At 61.2% G+C, this 22,656-nt stretch carries 14 protein-coding genes and 1 pseudogene; 8 read left to right on the forward strand and 7 right to left on the reverse strand.

Annotated features, from left to right (window positions below; translation table 11 throughout):
* Positions 1-147 precede the first annotated feature (147 nt).
* The gene (locus DK871_RS07390) at positions 148-2,559 is read left to right on the forward strand and encodes a diguanylate cyclase (RefSeq protein ID WP_161904539.1); all 2,412 of its coding nucleotides are present in this window, start codon (positions 148-150) and stop codon (positions 2,557-2,559) included.
* Positions 2,560-2,620: 61 nt separating this feature from the next.
* On the opposite strand, the gene dacB is transcribed toward DK871_RS07390, so the two are convergent.
* Positions 2,621-4,081 carry a D-alanyl-D-alanine carboxypeptidase/D-alanyl-D-alanine-endopeptidase gene (gene dacB / locus DK871_RS07395; protein WP_161904540.1) on the reverse strand — a complete coding sequence of 487 codons (1,461 nt, stop codon included), beginning with the start codon at positions 4,079-4,081 and terminating at the stop codon, positions 2,621-2,623.
* 235 nt (positions 4,082-4,316) lie between these two features.
* Between dacB and DK871_RS07400 the strand changes: the two genes are divergently transcribed.
* Positions 4,317-4,661: a YggL family protein gene (locus DK871_RS07400; RefSeq protein WP_003193255.1), complete on the forward strand. Its 345-nt coding sequence runs from the start codon at positions 4,317-4,319 to the stop codon at positions 4,659-4,661.
* 37 nt (positions 4,662-4,698) lie between these two features.
* Here DK871_RS07400 and DK871_RS07405 read toward each other — a convergent pair whose 3' ends face one another.
* On the reverse strand, positions 4,699-5,889 hold the full coding sequence (locus tag DK871_RS07405) for a benzoate/H(+) symporter BenE family transporter (RefSeq protein ID WP_161904541.1): 1,191 nt from the start codon (positions 5,887-5,889) through the stop codon (positions 4,699-4,701).
* A gap of 339 nt (positions 5,890-6,228) precedes the next feature.
* On the opposite strand from DK871_RS07405, the gene DK871_RS07410 reads away from it, so the two are divergent.
* A complete protein-coding gene (locus DK871_RS07410; RefSeq protein ID WP_014719469.1) occupies positions 6,229-6,993 on the forward strand; it encodes a GntR family transcriptional regulator in 765 nt (254 codons plus the stop codon).
* 68 nt (positions 6,994-7,061) lie between these two features.
* Here DK871_RS07410 and guaD read toward each other — a convergent pair whose 3' ends face one another.
* The 4 genes from guaD to xdhA all read right to left on the reverse strand — a co-directional run bounded on the left by guaD (position 7,062) and on the right by xdhA (position 13,182).
* Positions 7,062-8,366 (reverse strand): guanine deaminase, encoded by a 1,305-nt coding sequence (gene guaD / locus DK871_RS07415; RefSeq protein ID WP_161904542.1) that lies wholly within the window; start codon positions 8,364-8,366, stop codon positions 7,062-7,064.
* Between the two features lie 12 nt (positions 8,367-8,378).
* A complete protein-coding gene (gene xdhC, locus DK871_RS07420; protein ID WP_098950668.1) occupies positions 8,379-9,218 on the reverse strand; it encodes a xanthine dehydrogenase accessory protein XdhC in 840 nt (279 codons plus the stop codon).
* Between the two features lie 123 nt (positions 9,219-9,341).
* The gene (gene xdhB / locus DK871_RS07425; protein WP_161904543.1) at positions 9,342-11,741 is read right to left on the reverse strand and encodes a xanthine dehydrogenase molybdopterin binding subunit; all 2,400 of its coding nucleotides are present in this window, start codon (positions 11,739-11,741) and stop codon (positions 9,342-9,344) included.
* The gene (gene xdhA / locus DK871_RS07430; RefSeq protein WP_161904544.1) at positions 11,734-13,182 is read right to left on the reverse strand and encodes a xanthine dehydrogenase small subunit; all 1,449 of its coding nucleotides are present in this window, start codon (positions 13,180-13,182) and stop codon (positions 11,734-11,736) included. The genes xdhB and xdhA overlap by 8 nt, the downstream gene beginning before the upstream one ends.
* A gap of 280 nt (positions 13,183-13,462) precedes the next feature.
* Here xdhA and DK871_RS07435 point away from each other — a divergent pair, with 280 nt between their 5' ends.
* From DK871_RS07435 to ligA, 4 genes are all read left to right on the forward strand, one after another.
* A complete protein-coding gene (locus tag DK871_RS07435; RefSeq protein ID WP_161904545.1) occupies positions 13,463-14,122 on the forward strand; it encodes a GntR family transcriptional regulator in 660 nt (219 codons plus the stop codon).
* A 2-nt stretch (positions 14,123-14,124) separates the two neighbouring features.
* Entirely contained in the window at positions 14,125-17,613 is a 3,489-nt protein-coding gene (gene smc / locus DK871_RS07440) for a chromosome segregation protein SMC (RefSeq protein ID WP_161904546.1), read from the forward strand.
* 291 nt (positions 17,614-17,904) lie between these two features.
* Positions 17,905-18,768 (forward strand): cell division protein ZipA, encoded by an 864-nt coding sequence (zipA, locus tag DK871_RS07445; protein ID WP_032895820.1) that lies wholly within the window; start codon positions 17,905-17,907, stop codon positions 18,766-18,768.
* 87 nt (positions 18,769-18,855) lie between these two features.
* Complete coding sequence (gene ligA / locus DK871_RS07450) at positions 18,856-21,222, forward strand: NAD-dependent DNA ligase LigA (RefSeq protein WP_161904547.1); 2,367 nt, start codon at positions 18,856-18,858, stop codon at positions 21,220-21,222.
* A gap of 9 nt (positions 21,223-21,231) precedes the next feature.
* Here ligA and DK871_RS29015 read toward each other — a convergent pair.
* Positions 21,232-21,354 (reverse strand): annotated as a pseudogene (locus tag DK871_RS29015) (outer membrane lipoprotein carrier protein LolA); the annotation flags it as partial.
* Between the two features lie 48 nt (positions 21,355-21,402).
* Between DK871_RS29015 and DK871_RS07455 the strand changes: the two are divergent.
* Positions 21,403-22,569 (forward strand): putative zinc-binding metallopeptidase, encoded by a 1,167-nt coding sequence (locus DK871_RS07455; RefSeq protein ID WP_161904548.1) that lies wholly within the window; start codon positions 21,403-21,405, stop codon positions 22,567-22,569.
* Positions 22,570-22,656 lie beyond the last annotated feature (87 nt).

The following is a 22,656-nucleotide window of genomic DNA, read 5'->3' on the forward strand; positions in this document are numbered from 1 at the left end:
TGTGAGTTTTTCGCGAGCCAGCTCGCTCCTACAGTAAGCTTCTGTGGCCGTTGACGGTTTTGCACTGGTCAAACCCCTGACCGATGGCTATAACTTAAGCCCTAGCCAAAGTGACACCCCCGCACACTGGCGCTGTGAGTGTTGCCTATGCCGATGCAAGTCGTTCGCCCGAAAATCCTTGGTTTTATCAGTGAGCAGGCATCGGCTTGGCTGGTGGCATTGGTGGTGTTATTGGTCGGTAGCGCGCTGACGGTGGTCGTCGCGTGGGCGGCTTCGGACCTGTATCAGCAACAGGTGCGCCAGCGGTTTCAGTTGCTGGTCAACGAGCGCTACACCCGTATCCAGGAACGTTTTGAAGACCAGGAGCAACGCCTGGGCAGCTTGCAGCGCTTTTTCGTCAATTCCGGCGAGGTGTCCCGCGCCGAGTTCGACGGTTTCGCCAAACCGCTGTTGTTGCATGCCCGCGCTTATGCCTGGGCTCCACGGATATTTCGCACGCAGCGCAGCCTGTTTGAGCAGGACATTTCTCGCCAGCGTGGCATTCCTTTCAGTATCCGCGAACTGAATACTTCCGGTGAGTTGGCGCCAGCGGCCGAACGCGATGAATACGTACCGGTGCTGTATAGCCAGACGCAAAGTCTGCTGGGCTCGCCGCTGGGCTTTGATCTGCTGGCCCAGCCCCTGCGTCGCTCAGCCCTGGAGCGTGCGCAACAAAGCGGCCAGTTGGCGGTATCGCAACCCATGCAGTTGGTGGGTGTGGAACCCGCTTATGCGGCAGGCGTATTGTTGGTGGCGCCCGTTAGCAAGCTCGCAGGTGCCGAGCCCTACGGTTATGTGATGGCGGTGATCAGCATGCGTCAGCTGGTAGCCGAGGGGTTGCCCAGGCCCAACCGGGACAACCTGGTGATGCAGATCGTAGACACCTCCGACACCCAGCAACGGGTGTTGTATGCCTCCAGTAACGCCTTGGGTAGCAGTGGCTTGACGGCTGCGCGCCGCCTCACTCTGGGCGATCATGTCTACGCCCTGAGCCTGAGCGCCAGCGAAGTGTTCGACAGGGCCAACCATTCTTCAATGCACACCATCCTGGCGATGGGCGTGCTGCTCAGTGCCTTGCTCAGTGCGCTGCTATACATGCTGGTCAGCCAGCGCCAACGCGCACTGAAACTGGTGGAGCAACGCACCGTGCAATTGCGTGCCCGTGAGCAGGAGTTGCGTGGCGCCCATGGGCAATTGCGCAGCGTGCTGAATGCAGCGACTCAAGTGGCGATCATTGCCACGGACCTGCGCGGCGTGATCAACACCTTCAATGCCGGTGCCGAGCAGATGCTGGGCTTTACGGCCGAGGAGGTGCTGGGGCATATGACCTTGGACCGTCTGCACGTAGCCATGGAACTCGACGCCCGCGCTGAGCCGTTGAGCAGGGCGCTGGGGAAGCGCATCCCAGCGAGCCAGGCGATGCTGGTGGAGAGCCCGGACAGTCAACATGAAGGACGTGAGTGGACGCTGGTGCGCAAGGACGGCAGCCAGCTGACGGTCAACATGTTGCCGACCGTGCTGTTGGATGACCATGGCCTGTGGGTCGGGCACCTGGCGATTTACCTGGATGTCACCGAGCAAAAGCGCGCCTATGAGGCCCTTGCCGTACGCGACCGCCTGCTGAAAAAACTCAGCGCCCATGTGCCGGGTGGGATCTTCCAGTTCACCCTGGAACCCCAGGACACCTGGCGTTTCATCTATGCCAGCGAAGGCATGCGCGATATCTATGAAATCGAGCTGGGCGTGTTGCAGCAGGATGCGGGCAAAATGCTGGAGCGCATTCACCCTTTGGACCTGGAGCGCGTGCGTGCGTCGATACGCCTTTCTGCGTTGCAACTGAGCCATTGGCGCGAAGAGTACCGCGTGCAATTACCCCAACGAGGCCTGCGCTGGATTCGCGGCGAAGCGACGCCGGAAGAGTTGCCGGGAGGTGGTACGCTTTGGCACGGTTATGTGTCGGATATTTCTGATCTCAAGCGGGTCGAGGAAGAACTGCGTGCGCTGTCCATCACCGACTCCCTGACAGGGATCTATAACCGTCGCTATTTCCAGGATCGCCTCAAGGGCGAAATGCTCCGGCTCAACCGTATGTCTGGCGCGCTGTCGTTAATCATGCTCGATATCGACCACTTCAAGCGCATCAACGATCAGCACGGCCATGCCGTGGGCGACGGCGTGCTGCAGGAGTTGTGCAAGCGTATCGGCCAACGCTTGCGCCGCACCGATGTATTCTGCCGGATCGGTGGGGAAGAGTTTGTGGTGCTGTGCCCCAACACCGATGGCGCCCAGGCCTACAGCCTGGCGATGCAGTTGTGGCAGTCGCTGCGCGATGCATCGATGGAGCCGGTGGGGGTGGTCACCGCCAGCTTCGGCGTGGCCAGTTGGCGGGTCGACGAAGGTATCGATGGCTTGCTGCTGCGCGCGGATTCGGCGGTGTACGTGGCCAAGCAGGCGGGCAGGGATCGGGTCGAGGAAGCCCTGATGCCTGTAGGAGCGAGCTTGCTCGCGAAAAAACCATAGACGCCGCGTTTATTCAGTAAGCACGCGTTATCGTTGACGTTTTTCGCGAGCAAGCTCGCTCCTACAGTACCGGCGCGGCGGCAACGGCCTTCGGCTGGCGATACAGGTCCAGCAGCACCTGATCCAACACTGACGAGGCTCCCCACGGCTTGGAGTCGTTGAGAATCGCCACTACCGCCCAGGTATTGCCATTGTTGTCGCGGCTGTAGCCGGCGATGGCGCGCACGGTGTTCAAGGTGCCGGTCTTCACATGGGCTTCGCCGCGCAGGGCGGTGGTTTTCAGGCGTTTACGCATGGTGCCGTCGGTGCCGGCGATCGGCATCGAGCTGATGTACTCCGCCGCGTAAGGGCTTTTCCACGCGGCTTGCAGCATGGCCGCCATTTCGCGGGCGCTGACTCGTTCGGCGCGGGACAGGCCGGAGCCGTTTTCCATCACCAGGTGCGGCGCGGTGATGCCTTTCTTGGCCAGCCACTGACGCACGACGCGTTGCGCGGCCTTGGCATCGTCGCCATCGGCATCGTTGCGAAATTGCGCACCCAGGCTCAGGAACAACTGCTGGGCCATGGTGTTGTTACTGTATTTGTTGATGTCGCGGATGATCTCCGCGAGGTCCGGCGAGAAGGCGCGAGCCAGGACTTTGGCATCCTTGGGCACCGGTGCCTGGATATCACGGCCCTGGATGGTGCCGCCCAACTCCTTCCAGATCGCCCGCACGGCGCCTGCGGTATAGGTGGCGTGGTCGAGCAGCGACAGGTAGGTCTGCGAGCTGCAGCCATCACCCAGTTGGCCGCTGACGGTCACGGTCACGCTGCCATCGGCGGCGGTCACCGGGCTGTAGCGCACGTCACCGGTGCACTGTTTGGCGTTGGTGACTTTCACCTGGTTGTCGATGCGAATGCTGGCAATCGGCGGCTCGACCGACACGATCACCCGCCCTGAATCATTGCGGGTCACAAAGCGCAGGGCCTTGAGGTTGACCAGCAAGGCGTCGGGCTTGACCAGGAACGGCTTGTTCTCATCGTTGCCGTCGTCGTTGAACTCGGGCAATTGCGGCGGGTTGAAGAAATTACGGTCTAGCACCAGATCGCCGGTGACTTGCTGAACGCCATTGGCGCGCAGGTCGCGCATCAGCAGCCAGAGTTTTTCCATGTTCAGCTTGGGGTCGCCGCCGCCCTTGAGGTACAGGTTGCCGCGCAACACGCCGCCGCTGAGGGTGCCATCGGTGTAGAACTCGGTCTTCCACTGATGGTTGGGGCCGAGCATCTCCAGGGCCGCGTAAGTGGTGACCAGCTTCATTGTGGAAGCCGGGTTCACCGAGACGTCGGCGTTGAAAACCGTAGGGGTACCAGGGCCGTTCAGGGGCAGCATCACCAGGGACAGCGCGGTATTTTGCAGCTTGGCCTTCTGCAAGGCCTGGGCAACGCTGGGTGGCAGGGTGTTATTGACGGGAGCGGCGCAAACGGAAAAGGCCAGGGGCAAGACAACACTGGCAAGTAACACTGAACGCAAAGATTTGATCATAAGAAATAAACCCTACTGCTGAGGAGGGTGAAAAAGGCGAGGGGTATGGAAGAAAATCCCTCAGTGGTCACGAAAGTGTCGGCATTATGCCCCAAGCTGGCGCCACGTGTAGCTGAACGATAGCTGCTAATCGTGGTTTTTTTGCGCGCATTTGCCCGTCGGTCCCAGAGAGTCGGGCAATTGCCGCCTTAAACTGCTAAAGTGCCGCCCGTTAATACTTATGAGGATTGTTCCAATGGCGACTAACCGTTCCCAGCGTCTGCGCAAAAAACTGTGCGTTGATGAATTTCAAGAGCTGGGTTTCGAACTGAACCTGGACTTCAACGAAGGCCTGAGTGAAGAAGCTATCGACGCTTTCCTCGAAGCATTCATCAAAGAAGCCATGGAAGCCAACGGCCTGGGCTATGTTGGCGGCGATGACTACGGTCTGGTTTGCCTGCAGAAGCGTGGCTCGGTCTCCGAAGAGCAGCGTGCTGCGGTCGAAGCCTGGCTGAAAACCCGTTCCGAGCTGACCAAGGCTGAAGTCAGCCCGTTGCTGGACGTGTGGTATCCGGAAAAGCCGATCAACGCGGCTAAGTGATACTGAAAAAAACGGCGACCTGAGGGTCGCCGTTTTTTTATGCCTTGCCCCAGTTCAGAATCAGCAACGTCAACACCCCCGCCACAATCCCCCAGAACGCCGAACCGATGGAAAACAACGTCAAGCCTGACGCCGTGACCATAAAGGTAATCAGCGCCGCTTCCCGTTCCTTCGGCTCATTCATGGCGATGCTCAAGCCATTGATGATCGAGCCAAACAACGCCAACGCCGCAATCGACAGCACCAACTCCTTGGGCAGCGCCGCGAAGAGTGCCGCCAGCGTGGCGCCGAACACCCCGGCAATCCCGTAGAACACTCCACACCACACCGCAGCGGTGTAGCGTTTGTTGTGGTCTTCATGGGCGTGGGGGCCGGTGCAGATCGCGGCGCTGATCGCCGCCAGGTTGATGCCGTGGGAGCCGAACGGTGCCAGCACCAACGACGCCAGGCCGGTGGTGGTGATCAACGGCGAAGCCGGGACGGTGTAGCCGTCGGCCCGCAGCACCGCAACGCCGGGCATGTTCTGCGAGGTCATCGCCACCACGAACAGCGGGATGCCGATGCTGATGGTCGCCGCCAGCGAAAAGTGCGGCGTGGTCCACACGGGCGTCGCCACTTCCAGGTGAAAGCCGCTGAAATCCAGCAGCCCCATCAGCCCTGACAAGGCGGTACCGATCAGCAAGGCCGCCAGCACGGCATAGCGTGGCGACAGACGCTTGATGATCAGGTAGGTGAAGAACATTCCCAGCACCAGCCCGGTACGGTGCTGGGCGGCGACGAAAATTTCGCTGCCGATCTTGAACAGAATCCCCGCCAGCAGCGCCGCCGCCAGTGACGCCGGAATCCGCTTGACCAGCTTCTCAAAGCTGCCGGTCAACCCGCAGAGCGTCACCAGTACCGCGCAGGTGATGTAGGCACCGATGGCCTCGCCATAGCTCACGCCGCCAAGGCTTGTGATCAGCAGCGCCGCGCCAGGGGTGGACCAGGCGATGGTGATGGGGGTGCGATAGCGCAGGGACAGGCCGATGCTGCACACCGCCATGCCGATGGAAATCGCCCAGATCCACGAAGAAATCTGCGCGGTGGTCAAGCCGGCGGCCTGGCCGGCCTGGAACATCAGCACCAGGGAGCTGGTATAGCCGGTCATCATGGCGATAAAGCCGGCGACGACGGCCGACGCAGAAGTGTCGGCCAGTGGGCGCAAGGGCGCTTGGGTGGCGTCGGTCATGAAGAGGTGTTCCTTTTTACCTGACTCCGCACGCTGTAGGAGCGAGCTTGCTCGCGAAAATCGCCAACGATAACGCGGGCAATCAGATTAAACGCGGCGCCCGTGGGTTCTTCGCGAGCAAGCTCGCTCCTACAGTGGGATGTCGTTCATGGGAAATCGTGGAATCAAGCCTAAACTCAAACGTAACCAGTCATTGCAATACAGCCGAGCCCGCAAACAGCCGTACAGTGTGTTGGCGCAGTGGGTTGTGTACAATGTGCGCTGTTTTTAGGTGATACTTGCCAGCGACACGCTGTTGCCGTATTACCGTTAATTCGCCGTTCTCAAACCCGAGTGCCCATGAACGAACAGTTGCAACCTCTCAAGAAACAACCGCGAGCCGGCAAGGCCGGTCGCAGCGGAACCCAGGACGATATCGTCTATGCGCATATTTTCGAGGCGATCCTTGAACAACGCCTGGCGCCCGGAACCAAATTGAGTGAAGAGGCACTGGGCGAGATCTTCGGCGTGAGCCGCACCATCATTCGCCGCGCGCTGTCGCGCCTGGCCCATGAAAGCGTGGTACTGCTGCGGCCCAATCGCGGTGCGGTGGTTGCCAGCCCAAGCGTCGAAGAAGCGCGCCAGGTGTTCATGGCCCGGCGCCTGGTGGAGCGGGCGATCACGGAGTTGGCGGTGCAGCACGCCACGGCCGAGCAGTTGGCCGAGTTGCGCCAGATGGTCAACGACGAGCGCGACAGCTTCTCCCGTGGTGACCGTGGCGCCGGTATCCGTCTCTCCGGCGAATTCCACTTGAAGCTGGCCGAAGCCGCGAAGAACGCGCCGCTGATCAGCTTCCAGCGCAGCCTGGTGTCCCAGACGTCATTGATCATCGCCCAGTACGAAAGCGGCAACCGCTCGCACTGCTCCTACGATGAACACACCCAGTTGATCGACGCGATCGAAGCCCGGGATGCGACGTTGGCGGTGAACTTGATGATGCATCACATGGATCACATCGACAGCAAGCTCAACCTCGATGAAGAGAGCGCGTCGGATGATCTGCATGCGGTGTTTTCGCACCTTCTACAGACTAAAAAACCTGGGCGCTCGTCTGTAAAGTTGTAAACCCAATCAAATGTGGGAGCCGGGCTTTTGTGGGAGCTGGCTCCCACATTGGTTGTGTGTAGCTTGAATCAGCGTTGGTGCACGAGCTGGCCGGCTGCATAGGTCTGCAGTACCGTCCGATCATCCCCCAACGTCATCAGCACAAACAACGTCTCGGCAATGTTATTGGCCTGTTTCAGGCGATAGCTCAGCAGTGGCGTGGCGTTGTAATCCAACACCAGGAAGTCTGCATCGGTGCCCGGCTGCAAGGTGCCGATCTTGTCTTCCAGGCGCAACGCCCGGGCGCCGCCGAGGGTCGCCAGGTACAGCGACTTGAACGGGCTCAAGCGCGCACCTTGCAGTTGCATGACCTTGTAGGCTTCGTTCAGGGTTTGCAGCAGCGAGAAACTGGTGCCGCCACCCACGTCGGTGCCCAGGCCCACGTTTAGGTTGTGTTTCTCGGCCATCGGCAGGTTGAACAAACCACTGCCTAGGAAGAAGTTCGAGGTCGGGCAGAACGCCACCGCCGAGCCAGTCTCTGCCAGCCGTGCGCATTCGTCGTCACACAGGTGTACGCCGTGGGCAAACACCGAGCGCTCGCCAAGCAGCTTGTAATGGTCGTAGACATCCAGGTAGCCGTTGCGCTCCGGGAACAGCTCGTTTACCCACTCGATTTCCTGCTTGTTTTCGCTGATGTGGGTCTGCATGTACAAATCCGGGTATTCGCCCAGCAACTGCCCGGCCAGCGTCAGTTGCTCCGGCGTGCTCGTAGGCGCGAAGCGTGGCGTCACCGCGTAATGCAGGCGGCCCTTACCGTGCCAGCGCTCGATCAGCGCCTTGCTTTTCTGGTAGCTGGATTCGGCGGTGTCGGTCAGGTAATCCGGCGCGTTGCGGTCCATCATCACCTTGCCGGCAATCATGCGCAGGTCGAGTTTCTCGGCCGCTTCAAAGAATGCATTCACCGATTGCGGGTGCACGCTGCCGAACACCAGCGCCGTGGTGGTGCCGTTACGCAGCAGTTCCTTGATGAAGATATCGGCGACTTCTTCGGCGTGAGCCTTGTTGGCAAACTGGCTTTCACAGGGGAAGGTGTAGGTGTTGAGCCAGTCCAGCAGTTGTTCGCCATAGGCGCCGACCATACCGGTCTGCGGCAGGTGAATATGGGTGTCGATCAAGCCAGGGGTGATCAGCGCGTCCTGGTAATGGGTGATGTCGATATCGGCGGGCAGGCTCGGCAGCAGGTCGCTGGCGTGGCCAAGGGCACTGATCTGGCCGTTATCGATCACCAGCAGGCCGTCCTCGAAATATTCGTAGGAGGCTTCGATGCCAACGATGGCAGGGTCGGCGATGCTGTGCAGGATGGCGGCACGGTAGGCTTTGCGAGTCAAAGGCATGATCGTCTCAATTTAGATAGCGTGGCTGCGGCGCGAAGCCGGCAGCAGTTTGGCAATAGGTTCGGCGCCGGCAAGGTGCTGGCCGAAATTGGCGTTATAGGTGGCGATGATTTCGCCGGCGATGGAGATGGCGATCTCCACCGGTAGCTTGCCCTTGACCTCGGGCAGACCCATGGGGCAGCGCATGCGCTGTAACTGCGTGGCATCAAAGCCACGGTCACGCAGGCGGTGTTCGAATTTGACCCGCTTGGTTTTCGAGCCGATCAGGCCGAAGTAGGCGAAGTCGTTGCGCTTGAGCAGGGCGGCGGTCAGTTCCAGGTCCAGCGCGTGGTTGTGGGTCATGACGATGCAGTAGCTGCCTGCCGGCAAGTCGGCAATTTCGTCGACCGGCTCTTCGCTGACGATTTTACGCACGCCTTGGGGAATGTGCTGCGGGAATTCCTGCTCGCGGGAATCGATCCACCGTACCCGACAGGGCAAGCTTGCCAGCAATGGTACCAACGCACGGCCGACATGGCCGGCGCCAAATACGGCAATGTGCGCCTGCGCCTGGCCCATGGGTTCGAACAGCAGCACGGTGACGCCGCCGCAGCATTGGCCCAGGCTGGCGCCGAGGCTGAAGCGCTCCAGGTGAGTGTTCTGCTGGCCGCGCACCAGCATGTCCCGGGCGATCTGCATCGCCTTGTATTCCAGGTGCCCGCCGCCGATGGTGTCGAAGGTCTGCGCGGCGCTGATGACCATCTTGGAGCCGGCGTTGCGCGGGGTTGAGCCGAGTTCTTCGATGATGGTCACCAGTACGCAGGGTTCGCCCTGGTTTTGCAGGGTGGCGAGGGCGCTGATCCAGTTGTCCATGTCTACCTCAACATTTCTGCTGTTAGTTCGGCCGCCATCGCAGGCAAGCCAGCTCCCACATTTGATTGGGTTCGCACCTCAAAATGTGGGAGCCGGGCTTGCCCGCGATGGCAGCGCCTGGGTCTAGAGCGATGCCATCTCGGTGTCAGCCTCGACAGCTTTCACCGCCTGCCACTGCCGCATCTGCTCACACCCCCACAACACCCGCTCCGGCGTGGCCGGCGCATCAATGTGGGGCTGATGGCGATAATCACCAAGACTCGCCACCGCATCCTTGATCGCACACCACGACGCAATGCCGAGCATGAACGGCGGCTCGCCCACGGCCTTGGAATGGAACACCGTGTCTTCCGGGTTCTTGCGGTTCTCCACCAGCTTCACCCGCAGGTCCAGTGGCATGTCGGCCACCGCTGGGATCTTGTAGCTGGCCGGGCCGTTGGTCATCAGCTTGCCCTTGTTGTTCCACACCAGCTCTTCCATGGTCAGCCAGCCCATGCCCTGGATGAAGCCGCCTTCCACCTGGCCGATGTCGATGGCCGGGTTCAGCGAGGCGCCCACGTCATGCAGGATGTCGGTGCGCAGCATTTTGTATTCGCCGGTCAGGGTGTCGACGATCACTTCGCAGCAGGCCGCCCCGAACGCGTAGTAGTAGAACGGCCGCCCGCGTGACTGGCTGCGGTCGTAGAAAATTTTCGGGGTCTTGTAGAAGCCTGTGCTGGAGAGCGACACCTGGGCGAAATACGCCTGCTGGATCAACGCTTCGAAGCTGAGGATTTGCTCGCGCACGCGTACATGGCCGTTGCGAAACTCCACGTCCGCCTCACTCACGTCGTACTTGCGCGCTGCAAATTCCACCAGGCGCTGCTTGATGGTTTCGGCCGCATTCTGCGCAGCCTTGCCGTTCAGGTCGGCGCCGCTGGAGGCCGCGGTGGGCGAGGTGTTGGGCACCTTGTCGGTGTTGGTGGCGGTGATCTGGACGCGGTCGATGTCTACCTGGAACACTTCGGCCACGACTTGCGCGACCTTGGTATTCAGGCCCTGGCCCATCTCGGTGCCGCCGTGGTTCAGGTGGATGCTGCCGTCGGTGTAGATATGGATCAGGGCGCCGGCCTGGTTGAGGAAGCTGGCGGTGAATGAAATACCGAATTTCACCGGGGTCAGCGCCAAGCCCTTTTTCAGGATCGGGCTGTGGGCGTTGTACAGGCGGATCGCTTCGCGGCGCTCAGTGTACTGGCTGCTGGCTTCCAGCTCGGCGGTCATCTCTTCGAGCATGTTGTGCTCGACGGTCTGGTAGTAGTGGGTGACGTTGCGCTCGGTCTTGCCGTAGTAGTTGGCCTTACGCACGGCCAGCGGGTCTTGGCCCAGATGGCGCGCGATGGCGTCCATCACCTCTTCGATGGCGACCATGCCTTGGGGGCCGCCGAAGCCGCGATAGGCGGTGTTGGAGGCGGTATTGGTCTTGCAGCGATGGCCGTTGACCGTGGCGTCGCCCAGGTAATACGAGTTGTCGGCGTGGAACATGGCGCGGTCGACAATCGAGTTGGACAGGTCCGGCGAACAGCCGCAGTTACCCGCCAGTTCCAGGTTGATGCCGTGCAGGCGGCCGTTGTCGTCAAAGCCCACGTCGTATTCGATATAGAAGGGGTGGCGCTTGCCGGTCATCAGCATGTCTTCGACCCGTGGCAGGCGCATCTTGGTCGGCTGGCCGGTGAGGCGCGCCACCACGGCGCACAGGCACGCCGGGCTGGCGGCCTGGGTTTCCTTGCCGCCAAAGCCACCGCCCATGCGGCGCATGTCCACCACAATCTTGTTCATCGACACATCCAGCACTTCGGCCACCAGCTTTTGCACTTCGGTGGGGTTTTGCGTGGAGCAGTAGACGATCATGCCGCCGTCTTCGGTGGGCATCACCGAAGAGATCTGGGTTTCCAGGTAAAAATGTTCCTGGCCACCGATATGCAAGGTGCCCTGGATGCGATGCTTGGCACTTGCCAGCGCAGTGGCCGAATCGCCGCGCTGGTGGGTGTGACTGTCGAGCACGAAATGCTTGTTGCGAAACGCCTCGACCACATCCAGCACCGGCTCCAGGTCTTCATATTCGATCAGCGCCGCCATCGCCGCTTTGCGTGCGGTTTCCAGGTCGCGGGCGGCCACGGCCAGCACCACCTGGCCGACGAACTGCACGGTGTCGATGGCCAGCAGCGGGTCGCCGGGCATCAGCGGGCCGATGTCTTTCAGGCCCGGTACGTCTTCATGGGTGATGGCAATGCGTACGCCGTCGAAGGCGTAGCAGGGCGTGGTGTCAATGCTGATGATCCGGGCATGGGCACGGTCGGACATGCGCGCATACAGGTGCAACTGGTTGGGAAATTCCAGGCGGTCGTCGATGTACTGCGCTTCACCGCTGACGTGCTTGGCGGCGCTGTCATGCTTGACGCTGCGACCGACCCCGGTGGTGAGGTCCTGGGCAAACAGTGCGGCAAGTTCGGCCTGGGTTTTTACCACGGCGTGATGGTTAGACATAAGCGGTCACCCGAGTCTCGATGTGCGGCGTTTGCAGTTCGATGAAGTACTTGCGCAGCAGGTTCTGCGCGCTGATTAGGCGGTATTCCTTGCTGGCGCGAAAGTCCGACAGTGGGGTGAAGTCACCGGCCAGGGCGATGCAGGCTTTTTCCACCGTGGCCGCATTCCACGTGGCGCCTACCAGCGCAGCCTCGCAGCGGGTTGCGCGTTTTGGCGTTGCGGCCATGCCGCCAAACGCAACGCGCGCTTCGCTGACCACGCCGTTGTCGATCTTCAGGTTGAACGCTGCGCACACGGCGGAAATATCGTCGTCCAGACGCTTGGACACCTTGTAGGCCCGAAACAGCGTGTGGCCCTTGGGCACGATGATGGTCTCGATGAACTCGCTGTCCTGGCGGGCGGTGACGCGGTAGTCGATGAAGTAGTCTTCCAGCGCCAGGGTACGGCGGGTGTTGCCCTTGCACAGTACGATCTGTGTGCCCAGGGCAATCAGCAGCGGCGGCGAATCACCAATGGGCGAAGCGTTGCCGATATTACCGCCCAGGGTGCCCTGGTTGCGAATTTGCAGGGAGGCGAAGCGGTGCAGCAGTTCGCCGAAGTCCGGGTATTCGTGGTGCAGCGCGGCGTAGCAGTCGGAGAGGGCGGTGGCCGCGCCGATTTCCAGGCGGTCGTCGAATTGCTCGATGCGTTTCATGGCTTCAATGTTGCCGACGTAGATCATCACCGGCAGGATACGGTGGAACTGGGTGACCTCCAGCGCCAGGTCAGTGCCGCCGGCCAGCAGGCGGGCTTGCGGGTAGGCGTCGTAGAGGTCGGCCAGGTCGGCGACGGTCAGCGGCACCAGGCAGCGCTTGTCACCGCTGTTGAGCTCACCGGTCTGGGTTGGCGCGATGGCCTTGAGGCGGGCGATGGTTTCAGCCTGGCGGCTGTCGAATTGATCCTGGGGTTTGTTGCAGCAGGCCTGTTCGGCGGCCGCGAGGATCGGGCGATAACCGGTGCAGCGGCACAGGTTACCGGCCAGGGCTTCATGGGCTTTCTGGCTGTCGGGGGCGTCGCTGTTTTTTTGCAGGGCAAACAGCGACATCACAAAACCTGGAGTGCAAAAGCCGCACTGCGAACCGTGGCACTCGACCATGGCCTGTTGCACGCTGTGCAGTTGGCCCTGGTGCTTGAGGTCTTCAACGCTGATCAGTTGTTTGCCGTGCAGTGACGACACGAACGTCAGGCAGGAATTGAGGCTGCGATAACGAATCTGCTCGGCGCCTTGCTCGTCAGTGTGCAACTCGCCGACCACCACGGTGCACGCGCCACAGTCGCCGCTGGCGCAGCCTTCCTTGGTACCGGGTTTGCCCACATGCTCGCGCAGATAGTTGAGCACGGTCAGGTTGGGGTCCAGGGCGTGCTCGCTACGGAGTTCCTGGTTAAGTAAAAACTGGATCACGGAAGGCCTCGCAGACTCATTATTGTTGTTAACCGCTTTGCGCCGAATCTAGTCATGTCTGACTTTTCGGTCAATGGTTTTCTGACCTAAGGGTCAAGAAAATGCGGTCGCAACACTTTCAATTATGGTCCAGTCTTCTGGAACCGGCGTTTTTGGCGGCGTACAGGCTTTCAACGCTGCTTATTTCATGCCAAATTCGCCACGGTGGGCGTAGCGCCATCAGCGGGCCAATGCGCTACACTGCCGCGCTTGTACCGATAGCAGATTTTGAAGGGAAAACATGACGTTCAAGGCGCCGGACAGTCTCGCCGAGCAAATTGCTCACCACCTCGCCGAACGTATCATTCGCGGCGATCTCAAGCCTGGGGAGCGGATCCAGGAACAGAAGGTCACGCTGGCGCTCAACGTCAGCCGTGGTTCCGTGCGCGAAGCTTTGCTGATCCTCGAGCGCCGCCATTTGATCGCGATCCTGCCGCGCCGTGGCGCCCACGTCACCGAACTCACCGCGCACAAGGTGCAGAGCCTGTGTACGTTGATGGGCGAGATGTACATCCTGCTCGGCAATGCGGTTGCCGAAGGCTGGCAGACCCAGGCCGACATGGCGCCGTTTCTGCAGATCCAGCAACGCCTTCAATTGAGCCTGGAGCGCGAGGACATCCGCGCTTTCGTCGAAGAAAGCTTCAATGTGATGCGCACTGCGTACCCCTTCGCCAACAACCCGTATTTGCAGGAAACCGTCGAAAATCTGCAACCGGCGATGAACCGCGCTTATTACCTGGCCCTGGATCAGCGCAAGGCGTCCATGAGCGAGTTCCAGGCGCTGTTCGCGCAATTGCTCGCCGCGGTACTGGCTCGTGACTTGGTGCAGATTCGCCTGGTACTCACAGCCTATTGCCAGCGCAGCAGTTCGCTGGTCATCGCAGCCTTGGCGGACGCCTAAGCGTGCGGCTCAAGTGCATCAAGTTGGCGGGGTTCAAATCCTTCGTCGACCCGACCACCGTCAACTTCCCCAGCAACATGGCGGCGGTGGTGGGCCCCAATGGCTGCGGCAAGTCGAACATCATCGACGCCGTGCGTTGGGTGATGGGCGAGAGCTCGGCGAAAAACCTGCGCGGCGAGTCGATGACCGACGTCATCTTCAACGGCTCCACCAGCCGCAAGCCGGTGAGCCAGGCCAGCATCGAACTGGTGTTCGACAACTCCGACGGCACCCTGGTCGGCGAATACGCGGCCTACGCGGAGATCTCCATTCGCCGCAAAGTCACGCGCGACAGCCAGAACAGTTACTTCCTCAACGGCACCAAGTGTCGCCGTCGCGATATCACCGATATCTTCCTCGGCACCGGCCTGGGCCCGCGCAGCTACTCGATCATCGAGCAGGGCATGATCTCCAAGCTGATCGAAGCCAAGCCCGAAGACCTGCGTAACTTTATCGAAGAAGCGGCCGGCATCTCCAAGTACAAGGAGCGCCGCCGCGAGACCGAAAACCGTATCCGCCGCACCCACGAAAACCTCGCCCGCCTCACCGACCTGCGCGAAGAGCTGGAGCGCCAGCTCGAACGCCTGCACCGCCAGGCCCAGGCCGCCGAGAAGTATCAGGAATACAAGGGCGAGGAGCGCCAGCTCAAGGCGCAACTGTCGGCCCTGCGCTGGCAGGCATTGAATGATCAGGTGGGCCAGCGCGAAGCGATCATTGGCACCCAGGAAGTCAGTTTTGAAGCGCTAGTGGCCGAGCAGCGTAATGCCGACGCCAGCATCGAGCGCTTGCGTGACGGCCATCATGAGTTGTCTGAGCGCTTCAATCTGGTGCAGGGCCGCTTCTATTCGGTGGGCGGTGACATTGCCCGGGTCGAGCAGAGCATCCAGCACGGCCAGCAGCGTTTGCGCCAGTTGCAGGACGACTTGAAGGAAGCCGAGCGCGCGCGCCTGGAAACCGAATCGCACCTGGGCCATGACCGGACCTTGCTGCTGACCCTGGGCGAAGAGCTGGACATGCTCACTCCCGAGCAGGAAATCACCAGCGCCGCCGCCGAAGAGGCCGCCGCGGCCCTGGAAGAATCCGAAACCACCATGCACGGTTGGCAGGAACAGTGGGACGCCTTCAACCTGCGATCCGCCGAGCCACGCCGCCAGGCCGAGGTGCAGCAGTCACGCATCCAACAGTTGGAAACCAGCATGGAACGCCTGGCCGAGCGCCAGCGCCGGCTGCAGGAAGAGCGCGTACTGCTCGCTGCCGACCCGGAAGACGCGGCAATCATGCAGTTGAGCGAGCAACTGGCCGAAAGCGAAATGACTCTGGAGGAGCTGGAGGCCAGCGAAGAACAGCAAGTGGAGCGCCTGGAGCAACTGCGTCAGCAATTGCACACTGCGACTCAGGCGCAGCAGCAGGCCCAAGGCGATTTGCAGCGGCTCAATGGTCGGTTGGCTTCGCTGGAGGCCTTGCAGCAAGCCGCGCTCGACCCCGGCACCGGCACCGCCGAATGGCTGCGCGACCAGCATTTGGCCGAGCGCCCGCGCCTGGCCGAAGGCTTGAAAGTCGAAGCCGGCTGGGAACTGGCGGTGGAAACCGTGCTGGGTGCCGATCTGCAAGCGGTGCTGGTGGATGATTTCGGCGGCTTCGACCTGGCCGGCTTTGCCCAGGGCGACCTGCGCCTGCTCAGCCCGGCGACCGATGGGGCGCGGGTGCCGGGCAGCTTGCTGGACAAGGTCGAGGCGGCGATAGATCTGTCGCCCTGGCTGGGCCAGGTCAGGCCGGTGGAGTCCCTTGAGCAAGCCCTGGCCCAACGCGGGCAATTGGCGGCCGGCGAAAGCCTGATCAGCCGCGATGGCTATTGGGTCGGCCGCCACTTCCTGCGGGTGCGCCGCGCCAGTGAGGCGGAAAGTGGCGTATTGGCCCGTGGCCAGGAAATCGTCAACCTGAGCGCCGAGCGTGAAGAACGCGAAGCCACCCTGGAAAGCCTGGAAACCGAACTGCAAACCCTGCGCGCCACCCAGCGCCAGCAGGAAACCGGCCGCGAACACCTGCGTCGGCTGTTACAAGACGAAGCGCGCCAGCAAGGCGAGTTGAAAGCCCAACTGTCCGCGAGCAGGGCCAAGGTCGAACAATTGACCCTGCGCCGCACCCGTCTTGACGAAGAAGTGGCCGAGATGGGCGAACAGCGCGCCCTGGAACACGAACAGATCGGTGAAGCGCGCCTGCACTTACAGGAAGCCCTCGACAGCATGGCCCTGGACACCGAACAGCGCGAATTGCTGTTGGCCCAGCGCGACAGCCTGCGCGAGCGCCTTGACCGCGTGCGCCAGGAAGCCCGGCAGCACAAGGACCACGCCCACCAGTTGGCCGTACGCCTAGGCTCGTTACGCGCCCAGCATGATTCCACGCGCCAGGCCCTTGAGCGCCTGGAGATGCAGTCCGAGCGCCTGACCGAAAAGCGCGAGCAACTGAGCCTCAACCTGGAGGAGGGTGAGGCGCCGCTGGAAGAGCTGCGCCTCAAGCTTGAGGAATTGCTCGACAAGCGCATGACCGTCGACGTCGAACTCAAGACCGCACAGATCGCCCTGGAAGACGCTGACCGTGAACTGCGCGACGCCGAAAAGCGCCGCACCATGGCCGAGCAGCAGTCCCAGTTGATCCGCGGCCAGCTCGAACAACAGCGTATGGAATGGCAAGCCCTCACCGTGCGCCGCAAGACCTTGCAAGACCAATTGCTGGAAGATGGCTATGACCTGCACGGCGTGCTCAACACCCTGACCGCCCAGGCCAACGAGAAAGACGCCGAAGAAGAACTTGAACGGATTGCCGCACGTATTCAGCGCCTGGGTGCGATCAACCTCGCCGCCATCGATGAGTACCAGCAGCAGTCCGAGCGCAAACGTTATCTGGATGCCCAGGACGCCGATCTGGTTGAAGCCCTGGACACGTTGGAAAACGTGATCCGCAAGATCGACAAGGAAACCCGCAACCGCTTCAAAGATACCTTTGATCAGATTAATGGCGGTTTACAGGCGTTATTCCCAAAAGTTTTCGGTGGTGGCAGCGCCTACTTGGAACTGACGGGCGAAGATCTACTCGATACAGGGGTAACGATCATGGCGCGGCCTCCGGGCAAGAAGAACAGCACCATCCATTTGTTGTCCGGCGGCGAGAAAGCCCTGACCGCACTGGCCCTGGTATTTGCCATCTTCAAGTTGAACCCGGCGCCGTTCTGCATGCTCGACGAAGTTGACGCACCGCTGGATGACGCTAACGTTGGACGCTACGCTCGGTTGGTTAAAGAGATGTCCCAGACCGTGCAGTTCATCTATATCACCCACAACAAGATCGCCATGGAAATGGCCGACCAGTTGATGGGCGTGACGATGCATGAGCCGGGATGTTCGCGATTGGTCGCGGTGGATGTGGAAGAAGCGATGAAGATGGTGGACGCCTAGCGGCGTAGCTGTAAGCTGCAAGTTATTAGCTGCAAGTGGACTGGCTTCGGCTTGTAGCTAATGACTTGCAGCTTGTAGCTCACAGTTGGCGCCCGAGTACGAAAATGCTACTGCGCAGCGAAGATGCCAATCCAATACATCTTTCGCCAACTGTGCTAATTTAATGTCAATTTTTCGTGTGCGTGGGCAAAACGTCAGTCAGAACATAGAGTTGGCGCCACGTTTTAAAGCGGTTTGCACGGTGCTAAACCCCTTATTTTTCAGCATTTTTTATTAGAGGCACGGGATTACATGGAAATCGGTCTGCGCGAGTGGCTGATCGTCATCGGCATCATTGTCATTGCCGGTATTCTTTTTGATGGCTGGCGCCGTATGCGCGGTGGCAAGGGCAAGCTCAAGTTCCGGCTGGACCGAAACCTGTCCAACTTGCCTGACGACGACGGCGCCGCCGAGCTGCTGGGGCCGCCCCGTGTGCTGGATACCCATAAAGAGCCGCAACTGGACGAGCACGACCTGCCGTCGATGAGCGCGCCGCTGCGTGAAGCCCGTGAGCCATCGTCCAAGCGCGGCAAACGCGGTAGCGCGGCGGTTGCCGAGCCGCATCAGGGCGACCTGAACCTCGACGTCGATGATGGCCCGAGCTTCAGCAGCCGCGATGACGATTTCCCGGACGAGACGTCCAGCAAGAGCGCGGCACGCCAATCGGTGAACGATCAGCCGGCGGCCGAAGAAGTCCTGGTCATCAGCGTGATCTGCCGTGACGCCGGCGGTTTCAAAGGCCCGGCACTCTTGCAGAACATCCTCGAAAGCGGCCTGCGTTTTGGCGAGATGGATATCTTCCATCGTCACGAAAGCATGGCCGGTAACGGCGAAGTGCTGTTCTCCATGGCTAACGCGGTCAAGCCGGGCACCTTCGATCTGGACGATATCGACCTGTTCAGCACTCCGGCAGTGAGTTTCTTCCTTGGCCTGCCAGGCCCGCGTCACCCCAAACAAGCGTTCGACGTGATGGTGGCCGCCGCCCGCAAGCTGTCCCAGGAACTCAACGGCGAGCTCAAGGACGACCAACGCAGCGTGCTCACTGCCCAGACCATCGAACACTACCGTCAGCGCATCGTCGAGTTCGAGCGTCGCGCCCTGACACAGAAACGCTGAGGATCGATCTTAAGCGTTGTCTGTAGAATCCGTGCACTAACATATTGAGCAGCTTCGGCTGCTCTTTTGCTTTATGAGAGAACACCCATGACCGCCGCCCATACCCGCATTCTCGAACTGCGCGCTGAACTGGATCAGCACAATTACCGTTACCACGTCCTCGACGAGCCGAGTATCCCGGACGCCGAGTACGACCGCCTGTTCCACGAGCTCAAGGCCCTGGAGGCCGAGCACCCGGAACTGGTGACGCGTGATTCGCCGACGCAGCGGGTCGGCAGTGCCGCGCTGTCGGCGTTCACCCAGGTCAAGCACGAGATCCCGATGCTCAGCCTGGGCAACGCCTTTGATGAAACCACCATGCTGGAGTTTGATCGCCGGGTCACTGAGGGCCTTGACCTGCCGGTGGGCGATCTGTTTGGCGCTGGCGCGGCGGTGGAATACAGCTGCGAGCCGAAGCTGGACGGCCTGGCGGTCAGCCTGCTGTACCAGGATGGCGAGTTGGTGCGCGGTGCTACCCGGGGTGATGGCACCACCGGCGAGGACATCAGCGTCAACGTGCGCACCGTGCGCAATATCCCTCTGAAACTGCACGGCACGGGCTGGCCGGCCACCCTGGAAGTGCGCGGTGAAGTGTTCATGTCAAAGGCCGGTTTCGAGCGATTGAACGCCTCGCAACTGGAAGTCGGCGGCAAGACCTTCGCCAACCCGCGCAACGCCGCGGCGGGCAGCCTGCGCCAACTGGACTCGAAGATCACCGCCAGTCGCCCGCTGGAATTCTGCTGCTATGGCATCGGCCAAGTGACCGCGGATATCAGCGACACCCATATCGGCAACCTCAAGCAGTTGCAGCAGTGGGGCATGCCGATCAGTCACGAACTGAAGCTGGCCAAGGGCATCCAGGAGTGCCTGGACTACTACCGCGACATCGGCGAACGCCGCAATGCGCTGGGCTATGAAATCGACGGCGTGGTGTTCAAGGTCAACAGCATTGCCTATCAGCGTGAGCTGGGCTTCCGTGCCCGCGAGCCGCGCTGGGCGATCGCGCACAAATTCCCGGCGATGGAAGAACTCACCGAACTGCTCGACGTGGAATTCCAGGTCGGCCGTACCGGTGCGGTGACGCCGGTAGCACGCCTCAAACCGGTGAAGGTAGCCGGCGTGACCGTGTCCAATGCCACCCTGCACAACATGGACGAAGTGGCACGCCTGGGGCTGATGATCGGTGACACCGTGATCATCCGCCGCGCCGGCGATGTGATTCCGCAGGTGGTTTCGGTGGTTACCGAACGCCGCCCTGAAAACGCCCGCGCCGTGCAGATCCCACAAAATTGCCCGGTGTGCGGTTCCCACGTCGAGCGCACGCAGTTGGTCAAACGCAGCAAGGGTAAGGAAACCGTCAGCGAAGGCGCGGTGTACCGTTGCGTCGGGCGCCTGGCCTGCGGTGCGCAGCTCAAGCAGGCGATCATTCATTTTGTCTCGCGCCGGGCCATGGACATCGACGGCCTGGGCGACAAGACCATCGAGCAACTGGTGGATGAAAAGCTCATCGGTTCGCCGGCCGATCTCTACAAGCTCAAATACGAACAGATCATCGACCTGGAAGGTTTTGCCGATATCTCCAGCAAGAAGCTGATCAGCGCCATCGAAAACAGCAAGACCCCGACCCTGGCACGCTTTATCTACGCCTTGGGCATTCCCGACGTGGGCGAGGAGACGGCCAAGGTCCTGGCGCGCTCGCTGGCGTCCCTGGAGCGTGTTCAAAAGGCGTTGCCAGAGGTGCTGACGTACTTGCCGGATGTCGGGCTGGAAGTGGCCCATGAGATCCATAGCTTCTTTGAAGACGGCCACAACCAGCAGGTGATTGGCGCGCTGTTGGCGCCGGACGAATGCGGCCTGCAATTGCAGGAACAAGGCGAACTCAGCGCCGAATTCGCCGCCAGCACCACCTTGGACGGTTTGCTCGACAAGCTGCACGTGCCCTCGGTGGGCCCGGGCGCGGCGCAGAAGCTCGCGGACAAGTTCGGTTCGCTGGAAGGCATCATCAAGGCTGACTGGCTCGACATGCGCCAGGCGCTGCCCGAAAAGCAAGCCAAGGCTGTACGGGAGTTTTTCGACAACGCCGACAACGCCAACCGTGCCTTGGCCATCGAGCAGCAGCTCAAGGACTTCGGCATGCATTGGCAGAGCGAGAAAAAGCTCGTCGAAGGCTTGCCTGAAGCCGGGCACACCTGGGTGCTCACCGGCTCCCTGGAGCTGATGAGTCGCGATGTGGCCAAGGACAAGCTCGAAAGCCTGGGGGCCAAGGTGGCTGGTTCTGTTTCGGCGAAAACCCACTGCGTGGTGGCCGGGCCGGGCGCCGGTTCGAAATTGGCCAAGGCCAATGAGCTGGGCCTGAAAGTGCTGGACGAGGAGGCCTTCGTCGCCTTCCTGGTCAAGCACAACATCACCGTCTGACAGGCTTTTGAATACTGTAGGAGCGAGCTTGCTCGCGAAGATCCGGAGGGCGCCGCTGTGAACCAGGCAGCCCGTGTTATCGTTGACGATCTTCGCGAGCAAGCTCGCTCCTACAGGGAGCAGTTGAACGATCTCTCACGAGAAATGATCTAGTCTCTGTCACCCTAGGGAGAGATCGCCATGTTCCGCTACTTCGAGCAACTCAGCACGCGCATCGCCGCTCCGTTCATGGCCCAAACCTCGCGCAACAGCAAGGTGTGGCAGTGCCGGTGTGGCCAGTCGCTGTTCTTTCGCAACAGCCAATGCCTGGCCTGCCAGGCGGCGTTGGGTTACCAGCCGCAGCAAAGCCGCCTGTCGTCCCTGCAACCGGGGCCGGTGGTCGGTACTTGGCTGGCCGACGACAATCTCGATGCTGGCGCTTTCCGGCGCTGTGCCAACCTCGACTCACCGGCTGCGTGCAATTGGTTGATTCCTGCCCACAGCACCGCGCCGTTGTGCGTGGCCTGTAGCCTGAACCGCACCATCCCTGATCTTTCCGTTGCGCAAAACCCCGAACGCTGGCGCAAGGTCGAAACCGCCAAGCGCCGCTTGGTGGCGCAACTGATCAGCCTGGGCCTGCAAGTGGTGCCCAAGAGCGTTGACGAAGAGACTGGCCTGGCCTTCGACTTCATCGGAATCGACCTGGAAGGCAACGCGCCCACCACCGGCCACGCCAATGGGCTGATCACCCTGGACATCAAGGAAGCCGATGACGCCCACCGCGAAAAAGTCCGGGTACAGATGCGCGAGCCGTACCGCACCTTGCTCGGCCATTTTCGCCATGAAGTCGGCCACTACTACTGGGACCGCCTGATCGCCAACAGCCACTGGCTCCCTCATTTTCGCAACCTGTTCGGCGACGAACGCGCCAGTTATGCCGAGGCCCTCGACCAGCACTACCAGAACGGCCCGCGCCCCGACTGGCAACTCACCTGCGTGAGCGCCTACGCCACCATGCACCCCTGGGAAGACTGGGCCGAAACCTGGGCTCACTACCTGCACATGATGGACGCCGTGGACACGGCCCTGGGCTTTGGCATGAGCGCCCGCGAGATGGACCTGGATTACCAGCCATTCCCCCTGACCACGCTCTACGACCCCCAACACCCTGGCGGCCCGGCATTCCTTTCCTTCGTTAATGCCTGGATCGAACTGGCCGGCATGCTCAACGAACTGTCCCGTGCCATGGGCCAGCCGGATTTCTACCCCTTCGTGCTGCCGCCCGCGGTGATTGCCAAGCTGCACTTTATTCACCTGGTCATCCAGGAAGAAGGCGGCAGGGCCGATGGGGTTATGGCAAGTGCTTGAGCCTTCTCATTTTTTAATCCGGAACCAACGGTTGTAACTTCCGATGAGATGGGTACAATAGCGCGGCTTGCCGAGAGGCAGCGTCGT

Origin of the sequence: Pseudomonas sp. L13, assembly GCF_009935965.1 — a bacterium.
GTDB lineage: Bacteria > Pseudomonadota > Gammaproteobacteria > Pseudomonadales > Pseudomonadaceae > Aquipseudomonas > Aquipseudomonas lactis.

Coding starts and splice junctions, on each gene's coding strand:
- DK871_RS07390 (WP_161904539.1), top strand. CDS start 148: ATGCCGATGCAAGTCGTTCGCCCGAAAATCCTTGGTTTTATCAGTGAG.
- dacB (WP_161904540.1), bottom strand. CDS start 4,081: ATGATCAAATCTTTGCGTTCAGTGTTACTTGCCAGTGTTGTCTTGCCC.
- DK871_RS07400 (WP_003193255.1), top strand. CDS start 4,317: ATGGCGACTAACCGTTCCCAGCGTCTGCGCAAAAAACTGTGCGTTGAT.
- DK871_RS07405 (WP_161904541.1), bottom strand. CDS start 5,889: ATGACCGACGCCACCCAAGCGCCCTTGCGCCCACTGGCCGACACTTCT.
- DK871_RS07410 (WP_014719469.1), top strand. CDS start 6,229: ATGAACGAACAGTTGCAACCTCTCAAGAAACAACCGCGAGCCGGCAAG.
- guaD (WP_161904542.1), bottom strand. CDS start 8,366: ATGCCTTTGACTCGCAAAGCCTACCGTGCCGCCATCCTGCACAGCATC.
- xdhC (WP_098950668.1), bottom strand. CDS start 9,218: ATGGACAACTGGATCAGCGCCCTCGCCACCCTGCAAAACCAGGGCGAA.
- xdhB (WP_161904543.1), bottom strand. CDS start 11,741: ATGTCTAACCATCACGCCGTGGTAAAAACCCAGGCCGAACTTGCCGCA.
- DK871_RS07435 (WP_161904545.1), top strand. CDS start 13,463: ATGACGTTCAAGGCGCCGGACAGTCTCGCCGAGCAAATTGCTCACCAC.
- zipA (WP_032895820.1), top strand. CDS start 17,905: ATGGAAATCGGTCTGCGCGAGTGGCTGATCGTCATCGGCATCATTGTC.
- ligA (WP_161904547.1), top strand. CDS start 18,856: ATGACCGCCGCCCATACCCGCATTCTCGAACTGCGCGCTGAACTGGAT.
- DK871_RS07455 (WP_161904548.1), top strand. CDS start 21,403: ATGTTCCGCTACTTCGAGCAACTCAGCACGCGCATCGCCGCTCCGTTC.